Origin of the sequence: Roseburia inulinivorans DSM 16841 (assembly GCF_000174195.1) — a bacterium.
GTDB lineage: Bacteria > Bacillota > Clostridia > Lachnospirales > Lachnospiraceae > Roseburia > Roseburia inulinivorans.
This window is the reverse complement of record NZ_ACFY01000026.1, coordinates 1-14,631: the sequence shown is the minus strand read 5'-3', so window position 1 is coordinate 14,631 and position 14,631 is coordinate 1. Positions and strand designations below refer to the sequence as shown.

Below are 14,631 nucleotides of genomic sequence, written 5' to 3'. Positions count from 1 at the left end.
GTGTTTTACTGCCTGGTGAACGGTACCCTCTGATTATTTCCGAATCTCCACCCACTCCATCTCAAGCTTCGGTTTCACAACCTCTGTTTTGATCTCGTAGTATCCCTGTTTTAATTCCACACGGCAAATCTTCTGCGTGTTCGGTCTGCCTTCCGTGCCGCTCGTCTGCAATGTGAAGAATAATTCATCGTTGAGATAGAGGTTTGCGGCTGCCTGTGCCAGATTGGACTGCGGAGAAATAAATTTTACAACAACATTGTATACACCAGACTGGTTTACATAAATCTTCTGTGACACTTTATCTTCCGGAACAATGCTTATATCGCTTTCCCCATTTGCCCCTTCTGATCCAGCCCCCTGCAACGGCTCATATGCCTTCACTTCCTCCAACGGTCTTAACGGACGTTTCATAACCGGAGCATTTAAAATAAACCGACAGATATTTTTTGCAGAGCGCTGCAACTCCCCAATGGTCAGCTTTCCATTGTCCAGTGCCTCCAAAATATCATCGCCCATGGCATTGATCTCCGCACCGTTATTGTTGACGACCATGTAAAGGTCGTTCTGGGAGCGCACCATTGAAGAAAGTGCATGATGATCCTGCTTACCACCTTTTACAACATCATTGACACTTGCCCACCAGTCGGTCATGACAATGCCTTCATACCCCCACTCTCCTCTTAAGATCGTGGTATTTAAATCATAATTGGACGATGTCCAGTGTCCATTGATTGGATTATAAGATGTCATAATAGAGGAGGCTTCCCCTTCTTTGACTGCAATCTCAAATCCTTTCAGATAAATCTCACGCAGTGCACGCTCTGACACAACAGAATCTACTGTATGTCTTGCCGTCTCCTGGTTGTTCGCCGCAAAATGCTTCACCGTTGCAAAAGAGCCGCCTTTTTTGATTCCCCTTGTCACTGCTGCCGCAAAACATCCGGTCACATAAGGATCTTCACTGAAATACTCAAAATTGCGTCCGTTCAACGGATAGCGGTGGATATTAATTCCAGGTCCGAGCAGAGTGTCCACTTCGTTTGCAACCAGCTCTTTTCCTTCCATCACATAAAGTTCTTCCATCATTGGAATGTTAAACGAACATGCAAGCAGTGTTCCGATTGGAAGCTGTGTTGCCTTCAATCCGCTCTCCATACGGATACCGGAAGGTCCGTCTGCACAGCAGGCAGCTGGGATTCCATATTCATACAGGCGGTCGCTGACACCTCCAAATGTGGATGCCGTACCCGGTGTTACTTTCGGGCTGCTCATTCCTTCCCCGCGCACGATCGTGGCAAGTTCCTCTTTGGTCAATTGCGCAATAAATGTATCCAAATCTGCTTTTCCCTCTGCAACATCCGAAAAACGGATTCCTTTGTCTCCGGTGATTGCAAGCTGCTCCGGCAAATGCGCCTCAATCCGTTCCTGTAACCGGATGGTCTGCTGCGGCACTGCCTCCTTTTCCTGCTGATAGCTTCCATCCTCCCGGCTCTGTCCCGGACAGATGCGCTCAAATGCTTCTGTCGGTGCGAGTGCTTCCTGCAGGGCTTCCGTCACACAAAGCTCTTTTACGATATATGCTCCTTTTCCATCGACATCTGCGATTTTCGTATTCCGCACACTATTTCCCACATGGAATACATAAGCACCTGCCTCTGATACATAGCAGGACTTGTGGCCTGTCACACCGGAATCATCATATGAAGCAAGATTTTTTACCGGAATGTGCAGTGTCATTTCCTGTTTTTCTCCCGGAGCCAGCTCCTTTGTCTTTGCAAATGCTTTTAATTCTCTCGCCGGTTTTCCAAGTTTTCCCTGCGGTGCCTCCACATAGACCTGTACGACCTCTTTTCCCCTGCAGTCTCCTGTATTTTTCACACAGATGGTAATCTGCACTTCTTTTCCTGCACATGTTCCATTATCAATCGATACTCCGTGACTGCCCAAGGCACCTCCGACTTTGGATTCTTCTGTAACCGTCTCCGCTTTTAAAATTTCAATGTCAAACTTCGAATAAGAAAGTCCAAAACCGAACTCATACATGACTTTTTCCGGGCAGAATGTCTCAAAATAGCGGTATCCCACATAGATATCTTCGGTGTAAAAATTGCGCACAGTGCCTCCGAAATCGTTCGCCGCCGGATAATCTGCCAGTGAACATGCGATCGTGTCCGTCAGTTTTCCACTTGGAGACACTTTTCCACTCAAAACATCCGCAACTGCATTTCCACTCACCATGCCGCCCTGCCAGATATAGAGCACGGAACGGATATGATCCTTGTATACAGGATTCTTAAGCCAGCTCATGTCTATGATATTCGACACGTTCAAAAGCACTGCGACCTGTTCAAAATGCGCTGTCAGAACCTTCAGATTTTCAAGTTCTTCCGGCGTTAGAAGGTAACTGCCCCCCTCATTTGCATAATCCTTATCTTCGCCTGCAGTACGTCCGATAATAAAAATCGCTTTCTCTGATTTTTCTGCTGCGGCTGCCGCAATCTCCTCTGTGATCACCATCTCTTTCTGGTGCCACGGCTCTGCTGCCCAGCCGCCACCGCCGTTGTCAAACGGGTGGTCTTTTAACCACGCTCTGTAAATGTCTGCCAGCTCCTCATTCAAAGTAAAGCTGCCGCTCTCTCTCATTCCATCATAAATATTCACCGCATAAGGCACGTTGACAGCTCCGCCGGAACCAGTTCCGCTGCGGTAAGTTTCAAACTGGCATCTTCCAAACACAGACACCATCTCTTCTTTTTTCAACGGGAACATGTGACCTTCATTTTTCAATAAAACGGCTCCCTCTGCGGCTGCCGCCCTGCAATATACTCCAAATCCTTCCAATGGTACTCCGATTGAACTCATACTCATCTGCTTCCTCCAAATACGTTTCTATTTTTATTTTAAAATGTTTTCTTTCACATCACATATTCTAGTAAAATCTTCTCTTCCATGCTATAATTTTTCTATTCAAAAATATAACAATTTTGTCATTGGAGGTTTTCTATGGATTATCCGGAGGAAAGAAAACAATATATTGACGGCATCGCCTGCCAGTATCTCTGTCATATTGAAAAAGCAGAGAAACCGGGCAATGTATTTTTCGCTCATTTTCATTATTATATTGAAATGCTCTATGCACTTTCCGGTCATTTTCGTATTTATTTAAACGGAATTTACCACGAATTTGCGGCAGGGGATTTTGTACTGATCAATTCCAGGGAAGTGCACCAGATCGACGCGCTCTCATCAGAGGGCGGCTCTTATATCGTGGTCCGTTTTCTCCCGGAACTCATTTACGACGGCATGACGCAGAGCCACTTTGAGTTAAAATATCTGCTTCCATTTATCACCGAAAACAGCATTTATGAAAAAGTAATTTCTTCTTCCATATTAAATGCAAAACACTCTGCCATCCCCGGACTTATGAACGAGATTATCCGGGAATCTGAGGAAAAACAATACGGCTACGAGCTTGCAATCAAAAATCACATTGGCGGTATTTTTCTTTGGCTGCTGCGCTACTGGCATGCAAATGGCGAAGAACCGCTTCTCGAAGATTTTGAAAACCAGCAGTTAAAACAGCAGCTCTCCCCAGCCCTGACCTACATGATCACCAATTATGAAAAATCTATCAGTGCAGCGGAAATGGCAAAACTCTGTAATTTGAGCTACAGCTATTTTTCCAGAAGTTTCAACCGGCTTTTGCATATGAATTTCAGTGATTACCTGAATGAGATCCGCATCCGGGAAGCGGAAAAGCTGTTAGTCTCCACTACCCAGAACGTGACGGAGATTGCATCTGCGGTCGGTTTCTGTACCACAAGTTACTTTATCAAACAGTTTACCAAATACCTGCATGTTTCTCCCAAACAATACCAGAAACAAATGCGCCAGGGACAGAAAGATTTCATTGCATAACCACGCAACACAAGCTATAATAGTTGGCAGTGTCCAGTGGTTCCTTAACGGTGATCGGCGGTGCCGGACTTGTCATCGGCTCTTTTGTATCCGGTGGTACTGCAACTCCAAACTTTACCCGATTCGCAAAAAATGCGACAATCGGAACCGTTGCCACTGTAGTTGCTTTCTTTATCGGTAACTCATTGATGTTTTTCTTTGGTGCGATCTCCTACATTCTTGTAGGTGGTAACGATATTTTTGAGGTTATGATCCGTCTGAACCTGTTTTATATGGCACTGCTTGTCCTTGGTCTGAATATCTGGACTACAAACGACAATGCCTTATATACCGCCGGACTCGGACTTGCTAATATCTTCCATCAGAAGAAAAAACCTATGGTACTGATCTCCGGTATCATTGGAACGATTTTATCCGTCTGGTTATACTATAACTTCTGTAACTGGTTAAATGTATTAAACTGGGGGATTTCCTCTATCAATGGCATGGTGGTTGCTGTCGTCTGCTACCTGATTGGATATTTTGTGAAGAAAAATCAGAGATAAATAATACGTCCTAATTCTGCTGAAGTTCTGTGTGAGATGGAAATGACAGTGCGGTCTTTCGCTACACGCTTTAACGCCAGTAACACTGCCTTTTCCGTCTCTGCATCCAGATTCGCCGTGATCTCATCAAACAGCAGCATTTGTGGTTCCGCCACTGCGGCTCTTGCAATGGATAAGAGCTGCCACTGTCCCTGCGAGAATAACTCCGGCGTGCATTTCGTGTCATATCCGTTTTCAGAGCTTTCTATCACATCGTCTAACCCGGTCAGCTCTGCCACTGCTTTTACACGGTCTGCCGGAATGGTTTCATCATACAGCGTGATCTGATCGCGCACCGTTCCCGGAACCATGTGGAAGGTCTGTTCTACATAGCCGAACATTTTCCGTTTCTCTTCCTCCCGGACTGCCGCTGCCGGTCTTCCGTGAATCAAAACCTCTCCGCCCTGCGGTTCGTAAAGTCCTAAGAGAAGTTTTAAAATCGTACTTTTTCCTGCCCCGGTTCGTCCTGCGAGTGTTACCTGCTCCGCGTCCATAACCTTTAAATTCAAATGGCCTAAAACGACATGTTCATCATAACCGAAGGTCACATCCCGAAACTCGACAAACGGAACATCTGCTGTTTTATTTTCTGAGTGTCCCCCAGCCATCTGTTCCACGCATTCTTCTGCTACTGTCTCGCTGTCTTTTTCCACTATCTGCTTCTCCTCAAGTGCAAAAAATTCATTGATCCTGTGGATTCCGGCAATCGCAGACTGAATCGTCTGAATCTCCATTCCGAGGCTCTCCACCGGGGAGAATATCTGTGAGATATAGTTGATGACCGCAACCGCAGTTCCGGCAGACATTCCAAAGAAGGTCAGTACCGTGTGGTTTCCGGACGCGGAAAGCAGCATGACAACTGCGACAACCACCGCATTCAATATCAGTATCACCGGGGAGTAAACCGCATCATAAAAATTGGTGCGCTCCATCGCTGCATAACTCTCCCCGATATAAGTGTCGTAACGCTCTTCCATGTATGCTTCCTTTGCAAGACAATGGATTGTGCGGATATTGTGAAGCGTCTCCGGCACATGACCGGATGCCCGTCCGACAGCCTTTCGGTTTTCAATCTGCGCCGCCAGCATATTTTTCTGGACATGTCTGGTAAACCAGAATAAAAACGGCAGCAACACCAGCAATACCAGCGTCAGTCCACGGTTTTGAAACCAGATCACGACAAGGATACTGATAATCTTACATACATCCGCAAACATACTGATAATCCCGGAGGTAAACAGATTTTCCACCGTGTCAACATCCCCGACAAACCGTGACACCAGTGTTCCCGGCTCCTGCTTATTCACGCTGTCTGCCGTCAGACTTACAAATTTATCCATCAGGCTGCTTCTTAGTGCATGTGTGATTTTCTGTCCAAACACCGTCAGGAGTCCTTCCCTCGCAGCTTCCAATATTCCGGTAAGTGCGAGCAGGACAAAATAGAGAAGGATCACAGAAAACGCCGCCTCATTACCAGCTGTCACTGTATCAATGATTTTTGCAAGGATCAGCGGCGGAATCAGCGCTGCCACAACTGCTCCGATCACTGCGGTCAGGATTCCGGCAGACAGCATTTTCTGTTTTTTGATTGTTTCCAGGATCACACTTTTTACCTGTCTTTTCTGTCTCATCTGTCACTCCTCCTTTCCTCTGTATGTTCAGAAACTGTTTTTCTATTTTCCGTTTCCACTTTCGCATTCTCTCTTTCATCGCTCTGTGTCTCATACAGACTGCGGTACTCCGGTATCTTTTCCAGAATTTCTTCATGTGTACCGGCCACCGCCTTTCCATCTTCCATCCAAATGACCTGATCCATCTGCGGGAACAGATATAAACGGTGAGAAATTAAGAATACAATATTGTCTTTCGTCTGCTGTTTCAAATTGGCAAAAATCTGTTTTTCCGTGTTTTTGTCCAATGCCGAAAAAGGATCATCCAGAATCAGAACCGGCTTTTTGTGGCAGAGTGTCCTTGCAAGTGCGAGACGCTTTGCCTGACCGCCGGAGAGACGCACTCCGCCATTTCCAACCGCGGTCTGTTTTCCATCCTCCATCTCTGCAACTTCCTGTTCCATGCACACTGCCTTTAAGTAATCGTCTGCCTCTTTTTTCTCACCGAGCAAAATATTATTTTCCACACTGTCAAAAAACAACTCCGGATCATGTCCGAGATAACCGATCCGTTTCGTGCGGTCTGCCTCGTCCATAGCCTGCAAATCTGTGCCGTCCACAAGAATCTGTCCCTCATAAGGATATTCACACAAAAATACTTTTCCAAGCGTTGACTTGCCACATGCGACCGCCCCGGTAATACCGATGATCTGTCCTTTTTCTGCGGAAAGACAAATGTCGTCTAAAATTTTCTTTCCATCCGAATAAGCAAAATTCAGATGACTGATCTGTATTTTTTGCACTGTTGTCTCTGTTTTGCCTGCTGGGACTGTGTCGTTTTTTTCCTTACACTCCCTGGCATGATTTTCTGCTGTCTGATCTTCGATCGCAGTTCTCTCATCTTTTCGTGTCAGAAGTGGTTTGATACGGTTCCATGAAACCTGTGCTTTATGTACCGCATTGAACAGCTTCGCAGCGCTTGACGACTTCACGGAAAGTTTCACAAAGCACGACAAAAATGTGGTAAACGCCGCAATGCCCCATGCACGCCAGCCGGTTCCCAATACATTTTTCTGTCCGAAATACAAAATGAACAGCACACCTGCCATGGAGATGACGCGATACACCGGTGGCATTGCCGTGTTCCAGATGTTTGCTCTCACGGCTGATTTTTCATACGCAGACAAATTTTCTTCATATGCATTCTGTCTTTCTTTTTCACGCCCGAAAACACGGTATGTGATTGCATTTTCTGCCCGGTCTAACGTCGCTGCGCTCAGCGCGCCGGACTGTTCCTTGTAGGCAGCCCCGGTTCTCTGGATCATTTTTTTCATTTTTTCTGCGGTCATGTAAGAGATTGGCGGAAACAGCATACATAAGAGCGCCAGCCGCCAATCATACCACAAAAGCATTCCGGCATAGGCTGCGAGCGCCACACCTGTATCAAAAATTTCCGTCGTAAATTTCCGCATTCCCTCCACACAGTCATCAACGTCGAGGATTGCTTTCGTTATGACATTGCCTTCGCCCTCTTCCTTAAGACTCGCCCTGCTTTTTCTGACAAGGCTTCCATAGAGGATTTCCTTCATCCTGCGGTTTACATTATTGGCAAAACGGCGGACATAAAAACGCTTGATATATCTCGAACTCTGCACGATCACGATCACTGCCACATAGCTTAACACAAGAATCAGCATATCGCCAAACTGTCCGGCACCTCTTAAAATGTCCACAAGACAGCCGGTCATTTTTCCTTCAAACCACGGTCCTGCAAGCAGTCCTACATTATAGATCAGACCGGATATTGTCACCGCCAGAAGTACTTTCCATTCCGCTTTAAAGTAGGACAGAATCCTATCCGGCTGAAAGGATGCTGGCTGTTTCTGTTTTTCTTTCATTTTGTCCTCCTTTTCCCTATAAAGCAGAAAAGGCATCACACCAAAGTGTGATGCCTCTCGCATTCCTGCCTGTTTATTCATAAACATGTTTTTTCTTATCTTTTGCTTTTACCTGTTTTTTCTTTAACATATGTTTTGGATTTTTGTCTGCCATAATGTATCCTTCCTTTCCAATGCCTATAGGCTTTCCGGTCTGTAGGTTACTTTCTGTGCAAAATGATCATCCTTCAATTGCGATGAATTTACGTTCCGGCACTGCCGGTTTTGCTTCCTTCTTCGGAACAAACAGTTTTAAGATACCATGTTTGAACTCTCCCTTGATATCTTCCTCTGTCATATCATCACCAACATAGAAACTACGCTCGCAAGAACCTGCATAGCGTTCTCTCCGGATGTACTTGCCGGTATCTTTCTCCTGCTCATCTTTGTCAAGACCTTTTGCAGCGGCGATGGACAAATATCCATTGTCTAACGATACCTTAATCTCATCTTTCTTGAATCCAGGTAAATCAATAATCAGCTCATAGCCGTTATCCATTTCCTTGATATCCGTTTTCATAAGGTTCTTTGCATGTCTGCCATACAATTTCTTCTCAACCTTACTGTCATCATAAAATGGTAAATCAAACAAATCATCAAATAAATCTTCTCCAAAAATACTAGGCATCAACATAAGTCATCTCTCCTTTTTCTACGGTATCCGCTTTCTCGTGGATATCTCATGCTTTATTACCTTGTTTCTTTGGAACTAGGATGTCCTGAGAACTCATAGAACTTTCATTCTTTGAAACCTTTTCGGATCTCTTTGTCCTTCTTTTGTTCTCTTCCTTTGTTCTGACTATGTTATACACCTGTTTGTTAGCACTGTCAAGAGGAGAGTGCTAATTTTTTGTGAAGATTTTGTGAAAGTGGACTACATTCTCATAAATATGTATCTCCCGAAGCTGATTTTTTGTTTTCTGCTGATATTGTTCCTGCTCACACAAGCTTCTTTGTTCTCCACTTCCCGGTTTTCCAGCGCCATACCATGCCGACAGCCCGCACACACTCATCGCTTGCAAGACCAATATACGCTCCCACAGCCATAAGTCCCATGGAAATTCCAAACAGCCATGTGCCTCCCACCGCAAAGACAAACATGAAAACGGCTGCAATCACTGCCGGGAACACTGCATCTCCGCTTGTTTTTAAGGCTTGTCCAAACACAAGATTCGTCACGCGTCCAATCTCAAGTACAATGTCGATTGCCAGCAGCTTGCGGACCAGCGCAGTCATTTCCGGGTTGTCTGTAAAGAGCGGCATAATAAAACCGGAACCAAGCACAATTGCTGTCTCCATGCAGACTGCCACACATACTCCGACAAATGCTGCCCTCTTTGTCCCTCTGTCACACTCTTCGAGTTCCCCAGCACCGATGTGCCAGCCTGTCATGATCGCATTTGCCTGTGCCAGTGCTGCACCGACACAATAGGAAAAATTACTGATCGTTGCCGTATAAGATCTGGCTGTCACATTCAGCCCTTCTGCATCCATCTGGTTCAGGAAACGGATGACAAGCATCATTGCAACATTATAGAGTGCAGTCTCACATGCAGATGGAAGTCCGACTTTCACGATCTGCCCTAAGACTGTCTTATTTGCGATCCTCTCTGTACTGTTTTTTGCAGAGATCAGCTTATGTGAAAAATACAGTACAATACACAGGTTCAGGATCTTGGAGATCACAGTTGCTGTGGCGACACCTGCAACACCCTTGTGCAATACAAAAAGAAATACTGCATTCATCACAAAATTTGCGATATTTCCAACGATTGTGGCATATAATGGCTGCTTTGTATATCCGAATGCGCGCAGATAGCTTGAAAAGATAGGAATGACCGCATTTAATATACACCCACCCCCGACAATTTTAAGATAAATCAACGCCGGTTCATACAATGCATCCGCAATTCCTACCATACGAAGGATTGCTCCTGCTCCCGAAAATAAAAATACAGCCATAAGCACGCCCGCAACAGCATTAAATAATAATCCAAGCTGCCTTGCCTGATAGGCAACTCCCGGTCTGCCTGCACCAATATTCTGCGTCATGACCGAAACCATGCCGGAAGATATGATAGAAAACATTATGATAAAAATTCCAATATAACTGTTTGCCGTTCCCACTGCCCCGACTGCATAGTCTCCAACTGCGGATAACATCAGAGTGTCAACCATACCGGACAGCATATAAAATAGTGTTTCCAGACAGATTGGGATAAAAAGTCTTGTGAGCTGTTTCATCTTAAGTCTCCTTTTTCCGTTCATACTTATCCAATCTATTTTATATTATTTTTCCCTGAAAAACTTGCACTATTTTAACCAGAAAAAGTACAATTCTGCTCATTTTAAAAAATATATCTGCGTTATAAAAATCTGGAAGCCAGATAAAAATGAAATTCGTCATATTTCATCAGGCAATTCCACTGCTTTTCTTACTTCTTCCACCCACTCTGCACTATGACAGCAAAACAGTTCTTCATGCTGCATATTGTGCTTCCGGATATCCGGATTTTTGAAATAAGTACAATATCTCTTTTCGTATTTTTCACCCATCTTGGTTGCGTAAAACACATGGATCGTTGTTCCAGGCACATCAATTCCATGTTGGACTTTCGTAACCAGATCCGAATAGAACTGATTATAAATACTCTGTTTCGTAATCCATGGACTTCCTCCCTTACCGATTCCAAACATATTTAAAAATCCATTATATAATTCTTTTTTGCCACCGTCTGTCTTATCCAGCTTTTTCTGCATAAATTTTGGAAGAGTACCTGTATGTACCATTTTATACATAAAAGGCACTACCATGGATGACTGGATTTTAGCCACAAGATATATTCTCCCACCATACTTTTTCCTGATTTCCTGCTCAATTTTTTCACATTCATCTTCCATCGAATAAAATTCCGTTTTCTCGTTTGGATCAAATCCATCATAAGAAACTGTTACCGTGTAAAAATAAGAATGTAACCCATCCAGTACATGATCAAAACTGCTATACAGACAGCAGGTGCCGGGAAATAAAAATATCACTGGTTTACGATTATCTCCACTTTCATAAAATTTCATAGTTGGTCTCCTTTAGGCTTTTCTCACAACGCAATGCATCCTCATACCTTTACGGATTTCAAATTTTTCCACTTTTAGTCCTGCTTTTCTGCTGCATTCCATGACCACATCTCTTGTTGGAACCCGGACATCTCCGTGCCCACATATATTTGCCAGAGGCATTTCCAGTGTATTCATCAGCCATATCAATATTTTATTATCACTTGTCACATCCCTCAGTATCAATCTTCCATTTGGACGAAGACATCTCTTCACACTGTCAAAAAACGCCTGTGGATTCGGATAATGATGGAAACTCATAGAACAAATAATTGCGTCAAATGAATCGTTTTCAAAAGGAAAGTTTTCACAGTCTCCCACAACAAATGTTGCATTTGGAATATTTTTCTTTTTTGCTTGTTCGATCATGGCCGGAGTCAGATCCAGCCCTGTATAATGCCGGTCCGGATATTTTTCTGATAATAAAGAAATCATTGGAGCAGGTCCGCATCCTGCATCCAATAAATCCTTAAATGGCTCTTTTTCTAATTCTTCCAGAATATCCGGATAATCCTTCTTACACATTTCGTAAATACCAGCATGGTTGCTTTCATATCTTCCCGCTGCTTTTGTAAATTCGCTGATTGACAATTTTTTGTATTCTTCGTTTTTCATTCTTTCTTCCTCCGATCACGTCTGTAGCATAAATCAATCTTCTCCTAGAAATCTGGCTTCTTTTTCAATTTTAAATAAGCGGTCAAAACTTGTGTTAGTCTCTTTCTGCACTCTTCCATTCTGCAACCGCATTTCTCACCCGGCGGTCAATATCAAGGCGTGCTCTGCGGCATTCCTCCGGATATTTTCTTGCTGCCTGAAATGCCAGTTTCACAAAAAGTCCGGAACCAACCGGGAGCATTGTCTTTAGCATGCTCTCTGGAAAAACGAAATGGGTTCCATGTTCATAAATGACATACTCTGGTCTGCATGTGTGTGGATGTTCTTTCATTCGCTGTTTCATTCGACGGATATATTTTGCAGTATCCCACAACACATCATCTTCTGCACCGATCAGCAATAATGTTCCATGGATTTTTTCAATCTTGATCATCTCGTCTTCTGTGATTGGGTGAGCCGTTTCCGAATCATCAAACAGTTTTCTTGAATTGATCATATCACCGGTCCGTTTTGTTTCTTTTTCAATCACATGCCAGTAGTCCGGATGTTTGTAACAAAATGGCATGTACGGAAGCGGTTCTCCTTTGTAAGAAAAAAGAGATTCTCCATCGATCGGCCATTCCTTACAGCCGTCTTTTTTGCCCTGCATAAACCCCTGCCAGATAAAATCACTCGGTGTCAGACCGATCGTCAATGTAATATCTTCAAAATAAGAAGCGGCAGTCAAAGCGAGTGTTCCTGTAGTAGATGCCCCGACAATTCCTATTTTCTGATTACCGTGTACTTTTAACCAATTGATTGCTTTCTCTATGCGTTCCAGCGGATAATTATGATGTCCATAATCCTTTTTTCCGGGTGACATCGTCATCACATTCACACCGAGTTTATGCAGCCATTTCACAGATGTACGCGCCAGATAATCCTCCGAGTCATCTCCGATCATGGCGATCATTGCACAGCCTGAGCCTGTTTTGCATTTCCAATATGCACCATAAAATCCATCTGTTTCCACATCAAAATGTCTTTTTTTCATCTGCATCATCTCCTTATTATCAGACACGTTTCTCTAAAACTATTATTTTGTTTGAGATATTCCGAACGATTGGAATCTTTCCTATCACATGATAAATCGGCATAAGTTCTTTCATTCCCTCAACCAGACTGACTTCATGCAGGATAGAAAAATTCGGTACAATCTTTTGTAATTCTGTTCCGTTCTCAACACCCCATGTGAATTTTGCATTGCTTCCCTCTATGGATTTTTCCTTCACATGTTTCACAACAAATGGTGACATGGTTTCGACCATTACGGTTACTTTCTGAAATGATTTTCCAATAATAGAATATATCTTTCTGATGTCCTTCTCACACAAATACATGGTAAGTCCTTCGATTATGACCAGAACATTTTCTCCATGATAATCGATATCGTCCACGTAGGAATCATCCATTGCAGACTTTGCAATCTGATGTATCGAACCTGTTTCTGGAAGAAACTGCCGCCTTATCTTCATAGTCTCCGGCAAATCCACGTTGTACCATCTCAGATATTTTTCCTTCATCCGGTAGCATCTGGTATCCAGTCCACATGCAATATTTATTACAACTGTATTTTCATGCTTTTCCAGATATTGCCGAACCATCCGGTCTAATACGATCGTTCTCGCGATCACGCCACAGCTCATGGCTTTATCCTTATCTGCTTTGGAAAAGTCATAGTCCAGCTTTTCCACAAGTTCTACTGCAATCTCATCCTTGATTTTGGCATTTTGCTTTTTTGTTTCTTTTGCCCTAGCATACAAGGTCTGTACCATCGTTTCCGGCACACCTGTCACATTCACTTTTTCTTTCATGTACTTTCCTGCTTCCATATCAATACATTGCCGCTTGTGTTAGTTGTGTCTAACCAGTGTCTGATAAAAAACCGTGTGAAAACAAAACTGTAATTCCACACGGTTTCTTTTCCCTATGCATTCAGTATATCACTTTCATCTGGTTTAGCAACCAGATTTTATCTCACTTTTATTGTGTTACTTGCAAAATACAAACTGCACCAGCAGCATATAAAATACAGTTCCGCCGCCGATACTGAGCAATATGCTCTTTTTCCATCTGTGAAGGAGTACGATAAATGCAATCGCCAAAAATTCCGGTATTCCATATGTTCCGCTTCCCGGTACATCTTTCAGACAATAAATGACCAGTAGACCGATGACTGCATAAGGCAGTACCTTACCCAGATATTGGATAAATTCCGGTGGTTCTTTTCCTTCCGGGAAAATTAAAAACGACAGAAACCGTGTCACCATTGTGCCAAGCAGTGCCCCTGCGGTTGCACCTCCCACCCAGTAAATCTGGTTCAAAAGCGTCACAAAAAACATAAACCATCCTTTATCCACACCCTCTGGTACTTCTGTCGTACAATTTACGGAAAAGGTTTCATCACACATTCCATAAATCAGATAAAACTTTTTCCATCCGACATTTTGATATTTATCCAACATGGAGATCCCATGCTCCGCATCAGAAATCCATAAGACATTCCTAAAAATAAGAATCCTACACAGATTGGCAATGTGTAGGGCAATGCTGCCTTGAATGCTTTTTTCTTCATGTAACTTTGTTCCTCCTTTCCTGTTTGTAACGCAATAGCCTTTCCATACTCGATCGCATAGAATTCCTACCGACATACTTTACTTTTTCTAATTTAACGCAAAAAAAATCTGTCCTATGTGTAAGAGTGAGATTTCCATTAATGCATGCCGCTGTCCGATGTGTACCACAATCCTTGATGCCAAGGCTGTGCAGGAGTTTGAATCGAAAACCGGAGTTTAACGTATGAACTGCCGCTTG

At 43.6% G+C, this 14,631-nt stretch carries 13 protein-coding genes; 2 read left to right on the top strand and 11 right to left on the bottom strand.

Annotated elements, in window-relative coordinates:
* Positions 1-33: 33 nt before the first annotated feature.
* Positions 34-2,868, bottom strand: coding sequence for a glycoside hydrolase family 3 protein (locus tag ROSEINA2194_RS02555; RefSeq protein WP_044926988.1), 2,835 nt, complete (start codon positions 2,866-2,868; stop codon positions 34-36).
* Positions 2,869-3,003: 135 nt separating this feature from the next.
* Between ROSEINA2194_RS02555 and ROSEINA2194_RS02550 the strand changes: the two genes are divergently transcribed.
* Complete coding sequence (locus ROSEINA2194_RS02550; RefSeq protein ID WP_007883012.1) at positions 3,004-3,918, top strand: helix-turn-helix domain-containing protein; 915 nt, start codon at positions 3,004-3,006, stop codon at positions 3,916-3,918.
* A 29-nt stretch (positions 3,919-3,947) separates the two neighbouring features.
* Complete coding sequence (locus ROSEINA2194_RS02545; protein ID WP_227970589.1) at positions 3,948-4,463, top strand: cytosine permease; 516 nt, start codon at positions 3,948-3,950, stop codon at positions 4,461-4,463.
* Here ROSEINA2194_RS02545 and ROSEINA2194_RS02540 read toward each other — a convergent pair.
* From ROSEINA2194_RS02540 to ROSEINA2194_RS23840, 10 genes are all read right to left on the bottom strand, one after another.
* Positions 4,454-6,133: an ABC transporter ATP-binding protein gene (locus ROSEINA2194_RS02540; protein ID WP_007883010.1), complete on the bottom strand. Its 1,680-nt coding sequence runs from the start codon at positions 6,131-6,133 to the stop codon at positions 4,454-4,456. The two genes, ROSEINA2194_RS02545 and ROSEINA2194_RS02540, sit on opposite strands and share 10 nt — an antisense overlap.
* On the bottom strand, positions 6,130-8,010 hold the full coding sequence (locus ROSEINA2194_RS02535; protein WP_044926992.1) for an ABC transporter ATP-binding protein: 1,881 nt from the start codon (positions 8,008-8,010) through the stop codon (positions 6,130-6,132). Before ROSEINA2194_RS02535 ends, ROSEINA2194_RS02540 begins: the two co-directional genes overlap by 4 nt.
* A gap of 220 nt (positions 8,011-8,230) precedes the next feature.
* Positions 8,231-8,683 (bottom strand): Hsp20/alpha crystallin family protein, encoded by a 453-nt coding sequence (locus ROSEINA2194_RS02530; RefSeq protein ID WP_007883008.1) that lies wholly within the window; start codon positions 8,681-8,683, stop codon positions 8,231-8,233.
* A gap of 305 nt (positions 8,684-8,988) precedes the next feature.
* Entirely contained in the window at positions 8,989-10,293 is a 1,305-nt protein-coding gene (locus ROSEINA2194_RS02525) for an MATE family efflux transporter (protein ID WP_021922568.1), read from the bottom strand.
* Between the two features lie 159 nt (positions 10,294-10,452).
* Complete coding sequence (locus ROSEINA2194_RS02520; protein ID WP_007883005.1) at positions 10,453-11,124, bottom strand: hypothetical protein; 672 nt, start codon at positions 11,122-11,124, stop codon at positions 10,453-10,455.
* Between the two features lie 12 nt (positions 11,125-11,136).
* The gene (locus tag ROSEINA2194_RS02515) at positions 11,137-11,778 is read right to left on the bottom strand and encodes a class I SAM-dependent methyltransferase (RefSeq protein ID WP_007883004.1); all 642 of its coding nucleotides are present in this window, start codon (positions 11,776-11,778) and stop codon (positions 11,137-11,139) included.
* A gap of 94 nt (positions 11,779-11,872) precedes the next feature.
* Entirely contained in the window at positions 11,873-12,811 is a 939-nt protein-coding gene (locus ROSEINA2194_RS02510) for an acyl-CoA thioester hydrolase/BAAT C-terminal domain-containing protein (RefSeq protein ID WP_044926986.1), read from the bottom strand.
* A 19-nt stretch (positions 12,812-12,830) separates the two neighbouring features.
* Complete coding sequence (locus ROSEINA2194_RS02505; protein ID WP_044926984.1) at positions 12,831-13,631, bottom strand: class I SAM-dependent methyltransferase; 801 nt, start codon at positions 13,629-13,631, stop codon at positions 12,831-12,833.
* Between the two features lie 177 nt (positions 13,632-13,808).
* On the bottom strand, positions 13,809-14,282 hold the full coding sequence (locus tag ROSEINA2194_RS23845) for an AzlD domain-containing protein (protein WP_081453861.1): 474 nt from the start codon (positions 14,280-14,282) through the stop codon (positions 13,809-13,811).
* Positions 14,237-14,392: a branched-chain amino acid permease (azaleucine resistance) gene (locus ROSEINA2194_RS23840; RefSeq protein WP_021923039.1), complete on the bottom strand. Its 156-nt coding sequence runs from the start codon at positions 14,390-14,392 to the stop codon at positions 14,237-14,239. The genes ROSEINA2194_RS23845 and ROSEINA2194_RS23840 overlap by 46 nt, the downstream gene beginning before the upstream one ends.
* Positions 14,393-14,631: the final 239 nt, after the last annotated feature.

Bases quoted from the DNA above. Each gene is read 5' to 3' on its own strand.
- ROSEINA2194_RS02515 (WP_007883004.1), bottom strand. From the start codon at position 11,778: ATGAAAAACGAAGAATACAAAAAATTGTCAATCAGCGAATTTACAAAA.
- ROSEINA2194_RS02525 (WP_021922568.1), bottom strand. From the start codon at position 10,293: ATGAAACAGCTCACAAGACTTTTTATCCCAATCTGTCTGGAAACACTA.
- ROSEINA2194_RS02540 (WP_007883010.1), bottom strand. From the start codon at position 6,133: ATGAGACAGAAAAGACAGGTAAAAAGTGTGATCCTGGAAACAATCAAA.
- ROSEINA2194_RS23845 (WP_081453861.1), bottom strand. From the start codon at position 14,282: ATGTTGGATAAATATCAAAATGTCGGATGGAAAAAGTTTTATCTGATT.
- ROSEINA2194_RS02510 (WP_044926986.1), bottom strand. From the start codon at position 12,811: ATGAAAAAAAGACATTTTGATGTGGAAACAGATGGATTTTATGGTGCA.
- ROSEINA2194_RS02555 (WP_044926988.1), bottom strand. From the start codon at position 2,868: ATGAGTATGAGTTCAATCGGAGTACCATTGGAAGGATTTGGAGTATAT.
- ROSEINA2194_RS02535 (WP_044926992.1), bottom strand. From the start codon at position 8,010: ATGAAAGAAAAACAGAAACAGCCAGCATCCTTTCAGCCGGATAGGATT.
- ROSEINA2194_RS02530 (WP_007883008.1), bottom strand. From the start codon at position 8,683: ATGTTGATGCCTAGTATTTTTGGAGAAGATTTATTTGATGATTTGTTT.
- ROSEINA2194_RS02505 (WP_044926984.1), bottom strand. From the start codon at position 13,631: ATGAAAGAAAAAGTGAATGTGACAGGTGTGCCGGAAACGATGGTACAG.
- ROSEINA2194_RS02520 (WP_007883005.1), bottom strand. From the start codon at position 11,124: ATGAAATTTTATGAAAGTGGAGATAATCGTAAACCAGTGATATTTTTA.
- ROSEINA2194_RS23840 (WP_021923039.1), bottom strand. From the start codon at position 14,392: ATGAAGAAAAAAGCATTCAAGGCAGCATTGCCCTACACATTGCCAATC.
- ROSEINA2194_RS02550 (WP_007883012.1), top strand. From the start codon at position 3,004: ATGGATTATCCGGAGGAAAGAAAACAATATATTGACGGCATCGCCTGC.